The following is a 16,562-nucleotide window of genomic DNA, read 5'->3' on the forward strand; positions in this document are numbered from 1 at the left end:
CCCGCGTCGTGCACTTGCCCCGCGTCGTGCACTTGCCCCGCGTCGTGCACTTGCCCCGCGTCGTGCACTTGCCCCGCCTCGCGCACTTGCCCCGCCTCGCGCACTTGCCCCGCGTCGTGCACTTGCCCCGCGTCGTGCACTTGCCCCGCCTCGCGCACTTGCCCCGCGTCGTGCACTTGCCCCGCCTCGCGCACTTGCCCCGCGTCGTGCACTTGCCCCGCCTCGCGCACTCGCCTCGGCCCTTGCCTTGGCCCGCGGCTCCTGCGTCGGCCCCGCACCTGCCCCGGCCCCCGCGCCCAGCCTTGCACCCGCGCCCGGTCTTGCACCCGGGCCCGGTCTTGCACCTGCGTCCGGTCTTGCACGCGGGCCCGGCTCGGCCCACTGGCCTTGTGTGGCCAGCCACGCCTACCCTCGCTGGCCCGCCTCGCCCAGCCGCCCTCGCCCAGCCGCCCCACAAAGCCCGCTCTGCGTAGCCCCCGCCCTCCAGCCGCCCGCCGCCTTCCAGCCGCGTCCACCCCGATTACCCGACGGAAGGAAACGGACCGCCTGGGCCTCCGAGAGGCGAGGACGGGCACGGCCCCCGGGGGGCGAAGACGGGCACGGCCCCCGAGAGGCGAGGACGGGCACGGCCCCCGGGGGGCGAAGACGGGCACGGCCCCGAGGGCGAAGACGGGCACGGACCGCCCGATCCCCGACGGACGGACACGGACCGCACGGGCCCCCGGGGGGCGAGGACGGGCACGGCCCCCGAGAGGCGAGGACGGGCACGGCCCCCGGGGGGCGAAGACGGGCACGGCCCCGAGGGCGAACCCTGCTCCGGCCCGCCCTTGCGCGCCCCAGCACGCGTCCTGTCCCTCGGGTGGGGGCCCTTGCGCGCCCCAGCACGCGTCCTGTCCCTCGGGTGGGGGATATCTGCGCGCCCTGATCCACCACCGGCCCACGCTCGACGGCTGGTCAGAGGCGCGTCCGTCAGCGCAGCGTTCCTCCACAGAGGGAGGTTCGCCGCACTCATCAACACACTGCTCTGTACGTCGGGTCACGCAGGGCCTTCCCCGTGACGTCAGCCAGTCATCTCGGGCACAGCCGCCTGGACAGCTGTGGTGGTGCCGACAGCGACCAGCAAGCCCCGCCCAGGTGGCCCACCCACCGCCCCGCGCGGAAGCCGAATGGTGAACAGATCCCCGTCGGCCGGGCTCTGCACGGACAGCAGTAACCCCGTACGCGACTTGCGCGCATCGGCCACGAACCCCCGGTAGGCCGTCGCCAGATCACCCGTGGCACCCGCGATGATCAGCCCGTGCTCCCCATCCCGGCCCGACCGCAGAATCTCCTCGAGTGCGAGCCCGAGCGGCGAATCCGGACTGACGAGCTCCGCGTCATCCACGAGCACCACGTACCTTTCCCGCCCGGCGACGAGCTCCTGTAGCCCACCCCCTTGACCCTCCAGACAGGCTCCATTGCCGTCCAGAACTGCCAACGTCCCCTCCAAACCCCGCAACGGGCTACGCCGCGGGGTCACGGCGATCACCGGAGTCCCGTTCGACATCAAGGACAGAGCGGCGGTGAGCAGAGCCGACGACCGCCCGGACCGCGCCGGCCCGGCGATCACAGCGCCCGGTCCCTGTGCGAGCAGATCGATCCCCAGCGGCGCCAGTGCATCACCACCGGCCCCGACCAGAGCCCAGAGTGGCGAGGGAGGCCTGAACCCAGGCACGAGATCGAGCGCCTGACTCACGGTCATCCGCATCGGCAACGCATCCACCCGCAACGGCGGATCCCCGTCCCACCACCATCCACCTCGAACGCCGCCCCCAACCGGTCCGCCCGCCCGGCTGCCACGCTCAGTCCCCTGGTCGGCATCAGCGCCCGGGTGAGCCATGGAACGATGGCCAACCAGCCCCGCGCCCCGCTCGCTATTCTCACCGGCAGCGCTCTCCGGTGCCGTGCTGCTCGAGTGAGCCGCGGAATGCTGACTGGCTGGTATCGCATCCGGATCATCACCCTCACCCACAGCAGCGCCTCGGTGGGCCGCAGACCCAAGATCGCTTACGCTTCTGAGAGCACCGTCCCCCGGAGCGTCTCCCGGCACGGTGCTTCCCGCGTGGGCCGCGGCCCGAACGACAGTCATCCCCGCAGCAGCGAACTCCCTCTCACCCTCCGCAACGACAGTGCGGGCCAGGGACTGGAGTGCGGCCACCTGCGCCGCCCCCGAGGGATCACCGGCCAGTAAGGCGATCTGGCTCTCGACGAGGCCGTGCTCACCCATCGACAGGGTACGACCGGGAGGCATGGAAGACGGAAGGTCCTTGAGTGGCAGACCGGCCAGCCCGTAGTCGGCGGGATCAGCCAGGCGCAGGATCAGCCGGTCGTCGAAGACCGTGGACACCTGGCCCAGCAGACAGGAGCGGTCGCCCGTCACCACAGCGCGCAGACCCACCGCCGGGCCCTCCCGCAGCAACTGCAGGAGCGCCTCGGTCAGCCGTCCGTAGTCGTAGCCCTCGAACGCGGCCACGTACCCCTCCCAGCGGTCCAGCATGAGCACCAGCCAGGGGAGGCGGTGCCCCTCCTGCCGGTATTCGGCCAGGGAGGCGTGGCCCGCCTCGGCCAGCAACTGCTGTCGGCGGCCGACTTCAGCACGGAGCCGGGCGAGAAGGCGTTCGACTCGGTCGAGCTGGTCACGAGTGACCACGGCACCGCAGTGCGGCATCGCCACCAGAGGCAGCAGTGCCCCCGACCCGCAGTCGATCGCATGGATGTGCACATCCGAAGGTGAAGCCTGGGAAGCTATGGCGCCCGCGATCGTCCGGAGCGCTGTGGACCTCCCGCTGCGTGCCGCACCGGCGATGAGCAGGTGGCCACCATGGCTCAGGTCCAGCGTGAGCGGCTGCCGGTCCTGCGCCCACGGCCGATCCATGATGCCGAACGCCAGCGGCCGCACTTCTACCCAGCTCTCGCCACCTGTGGCAGGCCGATCACGCCCAGCCGCCTGCGACTGGTTCTCCGGCGCCATCTCGTCGAGAACGAGGTGAGTGGGGAGCGGCTCCAGCCATGGACTCGGCTGCTGGGCTACCCGTGCCAGCCGTGCCGCCTCGATGAGCGCGTCGGCGAGGAGCGAGAGATCGCTGACCGTCGCCTCCTCCGCTGGCTGCGGCGGCGGAGGCAGTCCTCGGCCCAGCGATCGCCAATCCATGTCGATCACCCGTACGTCTACGAGACCACGACGCCCGGGGCCGATTCCCGCCACTCCGGGCACACTCCCCACGCCGGGCAGCCTGCCTGGTCCTGAGCCCGTGCTCCCGTCCAGCCCCGGGATGCCGCCCGTCCCCGATCGCTCAGCCGCACCAGGAAGGCTGCCACGACCATGTCCGCTCGTACTGCCCGGACCATGCCTTCTCGTGTCGGAAAGGCCCCCTTCCGCCGGGAAGCTCCTGGCACTGCCGGACCCGTCTGAACTGGAAAGGCCCTCGGCACGGTGAAGGTCGGCGGTGGCCGGAGAGCCGCCCCGCACACCTGAATGACCGCCTGCGCCATGGCCGCCACCCCAACTGCCCTCGTCCGTACGGGGATGGCCGTCTGCGCTGGGCAGTTCTCCTGCACCGGGACGCCTGGGCGGAACGTATGCCCCCGCTCTCGAGGAGGCAGCGACGCTGGGCAGGGGGCCTGGCCCGTTGATGCTGCCGGAGGGGGTGGTCCCAGAGGCCGGCCGCCCACCTCTGAAGCCGCCACCCGGGAGGGCGGACAGAGGGCTGCGACCGCCTACCCGGGCCGTTTGGACAGCCGTGGCTGGCCCGGCACCCGACTTCACATAGCAGCGGCCGGGCGTCGACTTGGAGATGTGGGCAGCGTCCGGCAGGTCGATGACGTCGGCCGACTCCATGGGCTCGGTGACCCGAAGGGCGATACGGAGCGAGGTGTTGGCCTGGATGTCGGCCGTCACCACGCCTGCGGGGCGCTGGGTGGCCAGGATGAGATGGATGCCCAGCGAACGCCCCCTCCGTGCGATGTCGACCAGCCCCGTCACGAAGTCGGGCAGCTCAGCCACCAGGGCGGCGAACTCGTCGATGATCAGCACCAGGCGTGGCAACGGCTCGTCACGTGGGCCCGTGCCCGAGGTCATGGTCGTGTAGTCGTCGATGTCCTTGGCCCCCGCGGCGAGGAGGAGACGTTCCCTCCGCCGGATCTCCGCCGCCAGCGAGTCGAGTGCCCGCTGCGTGAGGTGGCCGTCGAGGTCGCTGACCATGCCGACGGTGTGCGGCAGCCGTACGCACTCCTTGAACGCGGCCCCGCCCTTGTAGTCGATGAGCACGAACGTGAGCTGGTCAGGGCGGTTGGCCACCGCGAGGGAGGAGATCAACGTCTGGAGCAGCTCGGACTTGCCCGCGCCCGTGGTGCCGGCGATCAGCGCGTGCGGGCCGTCGAGCGCGAGGTCGATCGAGAAGCGCCCTTCGGGTCCGATGCCGACGACCGCCTCCGTGGAACCACGGGCACGCCATCGGCCGGCGATCTCGTGGCCGGTGGGGGCGCTCAAGCCGAGGAGGTCCAGCAGTCGCACGGTGTCGGGCAGGTTGCCGGAGCGATCGTCCCTGCTGACGTCGCGGATCGGGGACAGCGCCCTGGCCAGCCGGTCGCACCACGAGGGTGACACGAGATCCGCGAGGACCGGGCCGATGACGTCGAGACCGCCACCGTGCAGCCGTACATGACCGTCGGGACCGCATGCGGCGGCGGTCGCGCACTCCTCGGGCAGCAGCCGTTCATCGTCGTCGACGGCGAGGGTGTAGACGCCCGCGCGGGGCCCCTGGCGCAGCACCTGGGGCATGCCCGGGAGGCCACGCAGGGCCTGGGCGCCGTCGAGCACGACCAGCACGTCGTACGGACGCACGTCGTAGGTGGAGAACGCGGGCGTCTCCGGGCCCCCGAGGTCGTCCCAGCCGGTGGGGATCTTGCCGAACTCGGGGATGGAGGTGTTCTGGCGTTCGTCGATGAGCGCGGCCACCTCGGCGACGCGGCGCGCCGCCGACTCGGGATCGGTGCCGACCAGCGCCACGCAGTCCTCGCCGCCGCGCGGGGCGCAGTGCGGCAGCCACCGCACCCATCCCCAGCGGCGCTCGCCGTCGGTGCGCGCGGACAGGACCACGATGGCCAGGTCGCGCGGGCTGTGCAGGGTAGCCGCCTGCGAGATCAGCCAGCTCGCCAGGCCGGTCGCCGTGTCGCGCGGCCCGGTGACGCCCGCGACGCCGAGTCTGCGCATGGCGAGCGCTACGGGCACGGCTCGGCAGATCGGCGGATCTATCGCCCCGCCCTGCTCCTCGGTGAGCTCGAGGTTGGCCGGAAGGTCGGCCAGCCCGATGCGCAACCGGAGGGCGTCGGGGTCGTGGATCCGTCGCTCCCACAGGCGTCTGCGCGGCCCGGTGGCGGTGAGCAGCACCTGGGCGGGATCAGGCGCCTCGGACCGCCGAACCCGCTCGTCCTGTGCCCTTGCCCGCTCAACCGCCTCCTCGTACGCCCTCAGCCGCTCCTTGAACTCCTTGACCGCTTTCTTGTGCTGCTTCTTGCCGTGGCGGCGGTCGCTCCACCACTGGCCGATCATGATGACCGGCGTCATCAGGGCGATAAGGAGGAAGTACCACTGGCGCAGCACGAAGGCCAGTGTCAACCCGAGCACCGCGGGCAGCAGCGCCGCCAGCAGTTGGAGCCGCATCCCTTCTGCGCGCCGCGGCTCGCGTGGCTTCTCGAACGCCCGCTGTCCTTCGGTGGGGCGCAGCCTTGGAGGCCGGTTGTAGGCCACGCCACCCTCGGGCATGGGGGTGAGGTGGGCGTCCTGGGGCTCGATCGCGGTCAGCGTGAACAGCGACGATCCGCAGGTCAGGACCGCGTGCTCGAGCCAGTCGACCGCCTCGGTGAGCGGGCGGGCGTCCAGCTCGGGGCTCTGCCAGGACTCGGACCGCATCGCGGACGCCTCCCGCTCCGCGACCCGCGCGGTGAGCTCGGCGACCTCCTCGGCCCACCGGCCCTTGAGTTTGAGGCGCGGAGCCTGCTCGGGCTGCGGGCGACTCACGGGCTCCAGCGTGATCGTCTCAGGAGTGACACGCATGGTCACTGCCTCGGGGGCCACGGACGGGTCGGCGACGGCTATCGCGCACATGGGATCGGACCCGATGACGTGCACGCCCAGCCCGAGTCGGTGCACGGTGCCGGCGGCGGGACCGCCCACCACGCGCACCTCGGCCACCCCGCCGGGCTCCTCGACGACCGTGGCCCGCGCCAGCCGCGGATCGAGCGTCACCCTGTCGCCGTCACGCAGCATCACCCTTGCAGGCGCGCGCGGGTCGAGCGCACGACCATTGCGCCAGAGCACCTGCCCGGCGTCGCCGAACGCGTCACTCTGCCCAGGAGCGCGCCGATCAGCCGCCAAGCCCGGCCCAGGTGCGCGGCCGGGCGGCAAGCCGTGCTCTGGTGCGCGGCCGGGCGGCAAGCCTTGCTCGGGCGTGCGGTCGCCGGCCGATTCTTGCCCTGGCATGCGACAGCTCGGGGGAAAGGTCTGCTCTGGCGTGCGATGGCCAGTCAGCGAGTCCTGTCCCAGCGTATGGCGGCTGGTTGGTGAGGCCGGTCCCGGCGCGTGATGGTTGGTCGGTGAGCCGTGTCCCGGCGTGGGATGGCTGGACGGCGAGACCTGCCCCGGCGTGGGATGGCTGGACGGCGAGACCTGCCCCGGCGTGGGATGGCTGGACGGCGAGACCTGCCCCGGCGTGCGGTGCCCAGATGCCGAGTCGTGTCCCGATGTGCGGTGACCGCTGTGGGATCCCTGATCCGCCGGACGGTGGCCGGTCGGCCAGCTTTGGCCTGCAGTGCGCTGATCGGCAGCAGTGCGCTGATCGGCCGACGAGTCAGGGGCCCGGGTACGTGGATCATCCCGGTCGCCCCCTTGAGGCCCCTGCGGCCCGTCCGGTCTGAAGGCGCCGTCGTCGCCTCTCTGGGACCGGCGCTGGTCTGAGCCGGTTTGCGTGGCCGCTTCTATAGAGCGGGGTGCCGACATGCCGTACGGAGCCCGGGCTCTGGGCAGCCGCACGACCTTGGCGAGCCGCTGCTGACCGCTGAGCGCCTCGCACACCCCGGCGATCGTCGTGCTGACGTCGCCGTCGATGACCACGTCACGGTCGCCCTGCTCGCCGAGCACGGTGAGCATGATCCGCATGTGCCGTCTCCTCGGTCCGGACCTCGGCGCCACGGTAGCGCTCGTAGGGAGAGTAAGCCCGCGGGTTGCCGCCAATGGCATGGAAGCCGCCGGTTGTGGATAACCAAGCCGGACGTGAAGGGCCTGTGGAAAAACTGATCGGGCTTGGTCGCGGCTTGGTTTAAGGTGCAGGGCGTGGGCTTCGACCGGCCTCCGCTCCAGGAGGTCATATAGAGGCCGGCGGCAATGTGAAGGGCCAGTTGGAGACAGGAATCGGTAAGTGGTTGAGCGGCCCGCACATGTCGATTTGCAGGCGTTGTGGCGATGTTGCGGACAAGAGCTGAATATGGCGGTCCGAAAAGCTCCGTTCTCGTACGAACCGGCGCGTGACGGCTCTGCTTGATCCCCTGTAACAGAGACGTTGTGGCGTGAAGGGTGTGCTGGTCAGGCAGGTTCGAATGCCCGGAAGCCGAGTGGCTGCGGGGTTGATCCATGAGAGGCCCATCGAACGCGGGGCCGCCGAGTTGTGGAGTGACCGCCGTGAGAGGCGAGCCGGCCGATGGGTTGGACGTCAGTCGGCTTGCCGGGGCGCGATGTAGCCGCTGGCCCCTCGTCGCGATCCGAACGCAATGTGTCCGGATCCGAAAAGTAGGTGAACTGGGAGGCAGATGTGACAGTTGTGGCCTTTAGCCGTAAAAGGCAATGCCGTCAACTCGTTAGAAAGAACAGGCATCGGTTATTTCTAGTTGACACCATCCCACCTGCGAAACGAGCATGGTTCTTCGCATTCCGGCCTCGCCTGTGGCCAAGGGTGCACATAATGGCGTGAATTCGACAATTCTCTAATGGGAGCCCCCCAACCCATGAGGACTACCGAAAAGCCTGCCGTCAACGCGGCAGGGTTCTCCGGCCCGGCGTCGCGCAAGCTCCCCGTCCCTCCACGCGAGCGGAAGCCTGCACTGGCCGCCCTCGCCGTGCTTCTCATCCTGGGCGGGGCGCTCGCCACGACGCTGCTCGTTATGCGCAGCGGTGACCGGATCTCCGCGATCAGGGTCACGCAGCAGATCGGTGCCGGCCAGCCGTTCACCGCGCAGGCGATCGAAGAGGTGCAGATCGCTGACACGGGCATCGACTACGTCAGCTGGTCGCAGCGCCAGCAGGTGCTGCAGAGCTTCGCCGCCGTGACGATCCTGCCCGGCACCCTGCTCACCAGCAACATGGGCGTCAAGGCCAGCGACGAGCTGGGCCCGGGCAAGGCCAAGGTGGGGCTCGCGCTGAAGCCCGGCCAGGCTCCCGCGGGCCTCAAAGAAGGCGACCGGGTGCAGGTGGTGCACGTGCCCGGCCGTACCAGCCAGGCCGAGAGCAAGGTGCTCGCGCAGAGCGCCCTCGTGTTCAGAGTCGGCGAGCCCAGCAGGACCGGCAGCAGCGGACTGATCACCGTGATCGTCGACTCGTCGGTTTCACCGGAAGTCCTCCGTTACGCCTCCAGCGGTGAGATCGCGGTGGCCGAGCTCCCGGGAGCCCGCTGACGTGGCCCTGATCGCTATGGCCGCCGACAAGGGCGCGCCAGGAGTCACCACCGCCGCCACGGCCCTGGCCGCGGTCTGGCCCCGGCCCGTGCTGCTCGCCGAGTGCGACCCGGCGGGCGGGGACATCGCCTACCGCCTGCCCGCGGCCGACGGCGGCGTGCTCAATCCCGGGAAGGGCCTGCTCACGCTCGCCGCCACAGCACGGCGCGGGCTGGAACAGGCGCAGATCCACCAGCACACGCAGAAGATCGTCGGTGGGCTCGACGTGCTGGCCGGGCTCACCCACGGCGAGCAGGCGGCTGGGCTCACCTGGCTGTGGGGGCCGCTGGGCCGCTCGCTCGCGGCCATCCCGAACGCCGATGTGATCGCCGACTGCGGGCGCCTCGGTTCCCATCCGCAACTCGACGACCTGCTGGCTGAGGCCGAGAAGGTGGTGCTGCTCACCAGAGCCACGCTCGATCATGTCGCCCACCTGCGCGAACGCCTCTCGATCACCAAGGCCCACGGCGTGGTGGTGATCGCCGACCCGCGCAGCTACCGCTCCTCGATCGACGACGTGCGCAGGATCGTCGGCGCGAGTGTGGGGTTCGTGCACGGGCTCGCCCACGACCCCAAGGGCGCCGAACTGCTGCGCGGCCAGTGGGGCGGCCGACTCGACCGTTCGCTGCTGATCCGTACGGCACGCGATCTCGCTGGACGGCTGGTGAGTGACCCGTGATCGACCACTCCCTCGTCAAGCGTTTCCGCCAGGAGGTCGGCGACCGCCTGGCCCACCAGCGCAGGCTCGACCAGGCCAACGGCCTGCCCGCGATGACCGGCGAGGACGAACGGCAGTTCGCCCGGGCACTGATCTCCCAGGTCCTCGAGGAGCACGCGCGCAGTGAGATCGGCCTGGGCCGCACACCGCCAACTGTCGAGGAGGAGGAGGCGCTGGCGGCGGGCATCCACGCCGCGCTGTTCGGCGTGGGGCGGCTGCAGCCGCTGCTCGACGACCCCGAGGTCGAGAACATCGACATCAACGGGTGCGACAAGGTCTTCGTCAGCTACGCCGACGGCCAGGAGGTGATGCACGAGCCCGTCGCCGAGTCCGACGAGGAGCTGATCGAGCTCATCCAGATCCTGGCCGCCTACTCCGGGCTGTCGAGCAGGCCGTTCGACACCGCCAACCCGCAGCTCGACCTCAGGCTTCCCGACGGCTCGCGGTTGAGCGCCGTCATGGACGTCACGATCAGGCCTGCCGTGTCGATCCGCCGCGCCCGGCTCGGCAAGGTGTTCCTGTCCGACCTGGTCGGCAACGCCACGCTGAGCCCTGAGATCGGCCGCTTCCTCACGGCCGCGGTCGCCGCTCGCAAGAACATCATGATCGCGGGCTCCACCAACGCGGGCAAGACCACCCTGCTACGGGCCCTGGCCAACGAGATCCCGTCCGTCGAGCGCCTCATCACCGTCGAACGCGCCCTGGAACTCGGCCTCGACCAGTTCCCGGAGCTCCACCCGAATGTGGTCGCCTTCGAGCAACGCCTGCCCAACTCGGAGGGGCAGGGTGAGATCAGCATGGCCGAGCTCGTACGCAGGTCCCTGCGCATGAACCCCAGCCGCGTGATCGTCGGAGAGGTCCTCGGCGACGAGATCGTCACCATGCTCAACGCGATGACGCAGGGCAACGACGGCTCCCTGTCCACCATCCACGCCAACTCCAGCATGGAGGTGTTCAACCGCATCGCCACCTACGCCCTGCAGGCCAGCGAACGCCTCCCGATCGACGCCACCCACATGCTCATAGCGGGCGCCATCGACTTCGTCGTCTTCGTGGAGAAACGCAACGACTACCACCGCGGCGGCAGCCTGCGCCGCTACGTCTCCAGCATCCGCGAGGTCAACGGCTGTGACGGCCGCGTCCTGTCGAGCGAGGTGTTCGTGCCCGGCCCTGACGGATCGGCCCTGCCCCACGCGCCCGTCTCCTGCCTGCCGGAGCTCGTCGCGCACGGCTACACACCGGGGGACTGGTGATGATCGCGCTGGACCCACTGGCGATGTTCGCCGGCGCCGCCGCCGGGGGTGGGCTCTACCTGCTCTTCCTCTCCTTGTACGGCATGCGTCCCAGACCGGCGCAGCCCAAGCGGCAGTTGGTCAGGATGCTGACCACCCGCACCGCCATCGCGGGCGTAGCGGCGGCCGTCGTTCTGGTGGCGACCGGCTGGCCCGTGGTGGCGGTGGGCACGGTGCTGCTGGTGTTCGCCTGGCGTGGACTGTCCGGCGGCGCCGCCGAGGAACGCGGCGCCATGCGACGGCTTGAAGGGCTGGCCGCGTGGACCGAGTCGCTGCGCGACACGATCGCCGGCGCGGCCGGGCTCGAACAGGCCATCCCCGCCTCGATCAGGGCCGCCGCACCCATGCTCAGGCCACATCTGCGCGCTCTGGTCGACCGGCTGCACACCAGGATGGCGCTGCCCGACGCGCTCGCCCTCTTCGCCGACGAGCTCGACGACCCGTCAGCCGACCTGGTGGTGGCCGCGCTGATACTCAACTCAAGACTGCGCGGCCCCGGGCTGCGCGACGTCCTCGGCGCGCTGGCCGTCTCGGCTCGCGAGGAGCTCGACATGCGCCGCCGCGTCGAGGCCGAACGCCGCTCCACCAGGCGGAGCGTGCAGATCGTGGTGGTCACCGCCCTGGTCTTCGCGGCGCTGCTCGTCGTGTTCAACCCCTCGTACGTGAGCGAATACAGCAGCCTGCTCGGCCAGGCCGTGCTCGTGGTCGTGGCAGGGCTCTTCGGTGCCGGATTCGCGTGGATGCGGCGGCTCGCCCGCTTCGACAAGCCGACACGCCTGCTCATGGGAGGTGGCGATGGTTGAGGGCGTGCTGGCCGGCGGCGTGCTGGGCCTCGGCCTGTTCCTCTTGCTGCGCGCGCTCTTCCCGGCCCGTCCCGGCCTGGTGGCGCGACTCCTCGCGATAGAGGCCGTCCGGGAGGACCCGGGCGCGCCGCGGCTCCAACTCGTGCTCCCCGATGAGGAGGTCAGCGCCTTCCGCCGCGGTCTCGGCGTACGGCTCGCCCGCGTGTACGCGGCACGCGGCTGGGAGGCCAGGTCCACCAAGGCAGACCTCACACTGGTCGGACGGTCGTTCGAGGGCTTCCTGGCCACGAAGGTGCTGCTGGCCGCGGCCGGGTTGCTGGCCTTCCCCGTGCTGCTCGGCTGGCTCTTCCTGATGGGGTGGGGCACGTCGCTCGCGATCCCGTTCTGGGCGGCCGTGGCGGTGTCCGTCGTCTTCTTCTTCCTCCCCGACGTACAGGTCAGGCGCGACGCGGCGGCAAAGCGGCGTGACTTCAGGCACGTGGTCGGAGCGTTCCTCGACCTCGTCTCGATGAACCTCGCGGGCGGCCGTGGCGTGCCCGAGGCGCTCATGATGGCGGTCTCGGTCAGCGGCGACCAGCCCAACTGGGCGATGGCCCGCATCCGCGAGGCGCTCAGCGGGGCGAGGATCGTCGGCATCACCCCGTGGCAGGCGCTCGGCCAGCTCGGCGAGGAGATCAACGTCGACGAGCTGCGAGACCTTTCCGCGGCGCTCGGCCTGGTCGCCGACGACGGCGCCAAGGTACGTGCCTCACTGACCGCCCGGGCCGCCACGCTCCGCCGCCGCGAGCTGGCGGAGATCGAGGGGCGGGCGGGCGAACGTTCCCAGTCCATGCTCGTCGCCCAGTTGCTGCTCTGCGCTGGGTTTGTCATCTTTCTCAGTTTTCCGGCCGCTATGAAGATGTTGGGGTCCTGATGAACCATCCGTGGATCGTTTACCTGCGTGCCTACCTCGGCGTACGCATCCACCGCGCCCGCACGGCGCCCAGCCGGGGCGCATCCGCCGTCGAATGGGTGATCATCACCGCCATCATCGCCGGCGTCGCCCTTGGCCTCGCCACGCTGATCAAGACGTTGGTGGAGCAGAAGCAGGGCGACATCCAGGGCAGCTTCGGCGGCGGTAGCGGCAACACGTGATCCGCTCCCGTCCCCGTACCCACGCCCGTCGAGAGCGCGGCGCCACCGTGGTCGAGCTGGCACTTCTCATGCCGGTCGTCCTCGCGGTCGCGCTGCTCGTCGTGCAGGTGGCGCTCTGGTTCCACGGGCGCCAGGTCGCCGAGGCGGCGGCCCGTGAGGGCGCGCGGGTGGCGCGTTCAGCGCCCTTCGACTCGGGTTCCTGGGAGGAGGAGGCGAGGAACAAGGCCACGGACGTCATCCAGGCCATCGGCCCCCGCCTCCTCGCCAACGCCACGGCGACCACCTCGGCCAGGGACCCGGACCAGCGCTGGGTCACGGTGACGGGGAGCGCGGTTCAGGTCATCCCGCTGCTGCCGGAGCTCACGTTCACGATCACGGCCACCTCAGGGGGCCCTGTGGAGTGCTTCCGCCCGGACAACGGGGGCGACGACTGCGAATGAGCGACCGTACGGGACGGCGCCCGCAACCGCCTTGCCGACCATGGCCTACGCCCGCGGTCGACCGGCCAACGGAGGCGCCGGTCGCCCATGCCGGGCCGGTTGGAGGGCGATCGGCGGTTGTCGGCCGCCGGTCGCGTCGGCCGCTGTTGCCACGCCGTCGAGGGCCGGCTCCGTGGATGACAGGCCCAGATTGGTCCCGGTCGAAGTCGTCGCGCGGCCGATGGCCCTGGTGGGCAGTGTCGCGCCGCCGTCCGCGGCTGCGCCACTACATGGGCGGGCGTGGGACTGGCGATCGCGGGTCGATGGCGGTGGAAACGGTCATGCTCGCACCCGTGTTCCTGCTGTTTCTCATGTTCCTCGCCGGAGCCGGACGGCTCGTCGAGGCGCAGGGCGAGGTCAACGGAGCCGCCAGGGACGCGGCCCGCGCCGCCTCGGTTCAGCGTGCGTTCGACGCGGCCAAGGCGGCGGCGGAAGCGTCCACCACCGAGGCGCTCAAGGGCACCTGTCAGCAACCGGCGGTCTCCCTGGACCGCTCCCGCTGGGAGGAGGGGGGACAGGTGCATGCCGAGGTCACCTGTGAGCTCGACCTGGGTTTCCTGGGCTTCAACGCCACCAAGCAGATGACCGGCACAGCTGTGGTGCCGCTGGAGCAGTTCCGGAGGGTCGAGTGAACGTCCGGGAGGTGGCCCCGCAGCGGCTCCAATCACGAGTGCGGTCTGGCGGGCCGACGGCGGAGAGCGCGCTTCGAGCTGGGGTCGGGTCTGTGGTGGAGACCGCAACCGGAGGAGGTTTCGGGCTGGGATCGAAGGTGGGGACCGGAGCGGACCTGGGGGCCGGACCTGTGACCAGACCTTGGGCAGGCCGCTGGCCGGGAGTGGGGCGGCGAGCACTGGCGGGTTCGCATGGTCAAGCAGTGGGGGCGGGTGGTTGTGCCGTTCCCGGGGCGGTCCCTGGGGCGGGGGCACGATGTGGGGAGCGCGGGTCCATGTCGGTGTTCACCGTGCTGTTCTCCGTGGTGGTGTTCATGCTGGCGGGGTTGCTCGTTGACGGAGGGGCGGCGATCAACGCGCGGCTGAGGGCCGCCGACATCGCCGAGCAGGCCGCCCGCGCGGGCGCAGACCAGATCGACGTCGATCACCTGCGTGCGACCGGTCAGACCAGGCTGCTGGACCAGGGACAGGTGTGCGCCAGGGCCGATGAGGTGATCGCGGCTCAGGGGGGCGACGGGGTGAGTGCCGGCTCGTGCGCCGTGGAGCAGGGCGGGACCCAGGTGACTGTCACCGTGAACGCGCGCTGGACGGCGTTCTTCCTCGGCGCGCTCGGCTTCCAGGGCGCAGAGATGCGAGGACAGGCGACGGCCGGTCCCGAGGCCAGATGAGCCAGACCGAATCCAGCCACTCGGTGGATCAGGGAGCAATGAGGAAGGACGCTGGACGAGAGAAAGGAGAGGCGATGCCGACGCGAGAGCCAGCCCGCCCGTATGGGGCCACGCCCGCAGGCGATCGGCCGCGCCTCACCGGCCGGGAACCTGGCGACCAGGGAGAGGATCGGCCGGGCCCTGCAGATTCGGGTGGGGTGATGCGCGCCGCGGGGCCGGGGTCTGTAGATCAAGGCGGTGTGGCGCGTGCTGCCAGGTCGGGACCTGCTGAATCAGGTGGGGCTCAGGAGCCCCGGCATGCGGACGGGCCGGAGCGTGGCCGGTACGAGCGTGAGGGCATTGGACGATCGGGCTCCGATGGACCTGGGCTGGGGTATGGGGGTCCGCCGGGCTCCGATGGACGAGGGCAGGGGCATGGGAGTCCTCCGGGCTCCGATGGACGAGGGCCGGAGCATGTGGGTCCTCCGGGCTCCGGCGGACAGGGACCGGGGTATGCGGGTCGGCTGGGATCCGCTGGTGAAGAGCCAAGGTATGCGGGCACGCCGCGTCGTGGTGATCCAGGGGCCGGGTATGTCCGTGGGCCCCGTCGCGGCGCTCAGGAGGCCGGGCATGTGAGTCGGCCGCCTGGTGGTCATGAGGTTGGCGGGTATGTGGGTGGGCCACGGCCTGGCGTTCCGGAGGCCGGGCACGAGGCCGGGCCGGAGCGTGGTCGTGAGGATGGCGGGTATGTGGGCGGGCCGCGTCGTGAGGTTCCGGCGGGTGGGTACGTGGGCGGGCCGCGGCGTGGTGGTCAGGAGAGCGGCTACGTGGGACGACCGCGTCCCGCCGGGCGGGGAGCTGCCGGTGTAGGTGGGCGGTCGCGTGGGCCTGGGCCGGCGCCCGCGCGAATAGCGGCCAGGCGGAGCGCTGGTGATGTGCTGGCCGGGCTCGGGGCGCTCGTGGTGCTCGTCGCACTCGTCGGCGGGGTGCCGTACGCGCTGCTCACGTTCGTCGGCCCGCCGCTCGCGCCCGAGTTGCTCGACCTCGACCTGCTCTTCAGCCGGGTGGGGCCGTCCACGATCGTCGCTGTTCTGGTGCTGCTGGTGTGGCTGGCCTGGCTGCAGATGTTCGCCTGCGTGGTCGTGGAGGTGTACGCCGGTGTGCGCCGGGTCGGGATGCCGGCCAGGGTGCCGTTCTCCGGAGGCACCCAGGCGTTGGCCAACCGGCTCGTCTCGGCGGTGTTGCTGTTGTTCACGGCGGGGGCGGTGGCGGTGCCCATGGCCAGGCTGGGGGCGCCGCCGCCCGCCCCTCCGATGACCGCTGTCTCGTACAGCGCGCCGGTCGTGGAGCAGGCACTGGAGACCCAGAAGACCAAGAAGGTCTACGTGGTGCAGCCGCCCCACGGCCGTCACCACGAGAGCTTGTGGGAGATCGCTGAGAAGTGCCTGGGCGACGGGCGGCGCTATCCGGAGATCTTCCGGCTCAACCAGCACAAGGAACAGCCCGACGGCGTTCGACTGCGGATGGCCGATCTGATCAGGCCGGGATGGGTTCTCGACATGCCCGACGACGCGCGCAACGTCCATGTCGTACCCGTCAAGCAGGCTCGAGTGCAGACGCTGCGCGAACACCCTGGCAGAGCATCGACCAGCACGGCACGGAGCGCTGACGAGGCGGAGCAGGCGGCCAAGCAGGACGTCGGAGAACGCCAGCCTGGGCAGGGGGAACAGGACCGGGCGGGAACCGGGAGCAAGCGGGATCAGGACGGCACCGGCACCAAGCAGGAACGGGCCGGAACCTCGGACACACACGAACGGGCTGGGAGCGGAGACAGGCAGGAAGAATCTGGCACCGGGAGCAAGCAGGAACGGGCCGAGACCGGCGGTCGGCAGCAGCAGGCGGAAGACGGGAAGCGGGAGCACGCGGACGCCGCGAGCGGGTCCGGGCAGGCCGAGGAGCAGAGTCCGGGGCTCGATTTCGTCCACTACCTCGCCGGGGCCTCCCTGGCCGCCGCCGGACTGCTCGCCGCGCTCGGCCGGCGGCGCCGCGAGCAGCTGTGGCGGCGGGCGTTCGGCC

At 70.9% G+C, this 16,562-nt stretch carries 12 protein-coding genes; 10 read left to right on the forward strand and 2 right to left on the reverse strand.

The window, feature by feature from the left end; translation table 11 throughout:
- A partial coding sequence (locus DQW85_RS45590; protein WP_205314827.1) for a hypothetical protein occupies nucleotides 1-212 on the reverse strand: 212 nt, incomplete at its 3' end.
- 848 nt (nucleotides 213-1,060) lie between these two features.
- Nucleotides 1,061-6,307 (reverse strand): FtsK/SpoIIIE domain-containing protein, encoded by a 5,247-nt coding sequence (locus tag DQW85_RS02820; protein ID WP_420819140.1) that lies wholly within the window; start codon nucleotides 6,305-6,307, stop codon nucleotides 1,061-1,063.
- A gap of 1,730 nt (nucleotides 6,308-8,037) precedes the next feature.
- Here DQW85_RS02820 and DQW85_RS02825 point away from each other — a divergent pair.
- The 10 genes from DQW85_RS02825 to DQW85_RS02880 all read left to right on the forward strand — a co-directional run.
- The gene (locus DQW85_RS02825; protein ID WP_113698863.1) at nucleotides 8,038-8,703 is read left to right on the forward strand and encodes a hypothetical protein; all 666 of its coding nucleotides are present in this window, start codon (nucleotides 8,038-8,040) and stop codon (nucleotides 8,701-8,703) included.
- Nucleotide 8,704: 1 nt separating this feature from the next.
- Nucleotides 8,705-9,421, forward strand: a complete 717-nt coding sequence (locus DQW85_RS02830; RefSeq protein ID WP_113698864.1) for a CpaE/TadZ family protein — start codon at nucleotides 8,705-8,707, stop codon at nucleotides 9,419-9,421.
- Nucleotides 9,418-10,713, forward strand: coding sequence for a TadA family conjugal transfer-associated ATPase (locus DQW85_RS02835; protein WP_240196884.1), 1,296 nt, complete (start codon nucleotides 9,418-9,420; stop codon nucleotides 10,711-10,713). Before DQW85_RS02830 ends, DQW85_RS02835 begins: the two co-directional genes overlap by 4 nt.
- Nucleotides 10,713-11,555, forward strand: coding sequence for a type II secretion system F family protein (locus DQW85_RS02840; protein ID WP_113698872.1), 843 nt, complete (start codon nucleotides 10,713-10,715; stop codon nucleotides 11,553-11,555). The genes DQW85_RS02835 and DQW85_RS02840 overlap by 1 nt, the downstream gene beginning before the upstream one ends.
- Nucleotides 11,548-12,468 carry a type II secretion system F family protein gene (locus tag DQW85_RS02845; protein WP_113698865.1) on the forward strand — a complete coding sequence of 307 codons (921 nt, stop codon included), beginning with the start codon at nucleotides 11,548-11,550 and terminating at the stop codon, nucleotides 12,466-12,468. The genes DQW85_RS02840 and DQW85_RS02845 overlap by 8 nt, the downstream gene beginning before the upstream one ends.
- Entirely contained in the window at nucleotides 12,468-12,689 is a 222-nt protein-coding gene (locus DQW85_RS02850) for a Flp family type IVb pilin (RefSeq protein WP_113698866.1), read from the forward strand. Before DQW85_RS02845 ends, DQW85_RS02850 begins: the two co-directional genes overlap by 1 nt.
- A complete protein-coding gene (locus tag DQW85_RS02855; protein WP_240196885.1) occupies nucleotides 12,686-13,129 on the forward strand; it encodes a TadE/TadG family type IV pilus assembly protein in 444 nt (147 codons plus the stop codon). Before DQW85_RS02850 ends, DQW85_RS02855 begins: the two co-directional genes overlap by 4 nt.
- Nucleotides 13,130-13,431: 302 nt before the next feature.
- Nucleotides 13,432-13,800 carry a TadE/TadG family type IV pilus assembly protein gene (locus tag DQW85_RS44070; RefSeq protein ID WP_275888163.1) on the forward strand — a complete coding sequence of 123 codons (369 nt, stop codon included), beginning with the start codon at nucleotides 13,432-13,434 and terminating at the stop codon, nucleotides 13,798-13,800.
- Nucleotides 13,801-14,114: 314 nt separating this feature from the next.
- Complete coding sequence (locus DQW85_RS02865) at nucleotides 14,115-14,507, forward strand: pilus assembly protein TadG-related protein (RefSeq protein ID WP_113698868.1); 393 nt, start codon at nucleotides 14,115-14,117, stop codon at nucleotides 14,505-14,507.
- Between the two features lie 914 nt (nucleotides 14,508-15,421).
- A partial coding sequence (locus tag DQW85_RS02880; RefSeq protein WP_476703592.1) for a LysM peptidoglycan-binding domain-containing protein occupies nucleotides 15,422-16,562 on the forward strand: 1,141 nt, incomplete at its 3' end.

This window comes from Nonomuraea lactucae, from assembly GCF_003313395.1.
In the GTDB taxonomy this organism is placed as follows: Bacteria; Actinomycetota; Actinomycetes; order Streptosporangiales; family Streptosporangiaceae; genus Nonomuraea; species Nonomuraea lactucae.

Bases quoted from the DNA above. Each gene is read 5' to 3' on its own strand.
- DQW85_RS02820 (WP_420819140.1), bottom strand. From the start codon at position 6,307: ATGCTGCGTGACGGCGACAGGGTGACGCTCGATCCGCGGCTGGCGCGG.
- DQW85_RS02865 (WP_113698868.1), top strand. From the start codon at position 14,115: ATGTCGGTGTTCACCGTGCTGTTCTCCGTGGTGGTGTTCATGCTGGCG.
- DQW85_RS44070 (WP_275888163.1), top strand. From the start codon at position 13,432: ATGGCGGTGGAAACGGTCATGCTCGCACCCGTGTTCCTGCTGTTTCTC.
- DQW85_RS02825 (WP_113698863.1), top strand. From the start codon at position 8,038: ATGAGGACTACCGAAAAGCCTGCCGTCAACGCGGCAGGGTTCTCCGGC.
- DQW85_RS02840 (WP_113698872.1), top strand. From the start codon at position 10,713: ATGATCGCGCTGGACCCACTGGCGATGTTCGCCGGCGCCGCCGCCGGG.
- DQW85_RS02845 (WP_113698865.1), top strand. From the start codon at position 11,548: ATGGTTGAGGGCGTGCTGGCCGGCGGCGTGCTGGGCCTCGGCCTGTTC.
- DQW85_RS02850 (WP_113698866.1), top strand. From the start codon at position 12,468: ATGAACCATCCGTGGATCGTTTACCTGCGTGCCTACCTCGGCGTACGC.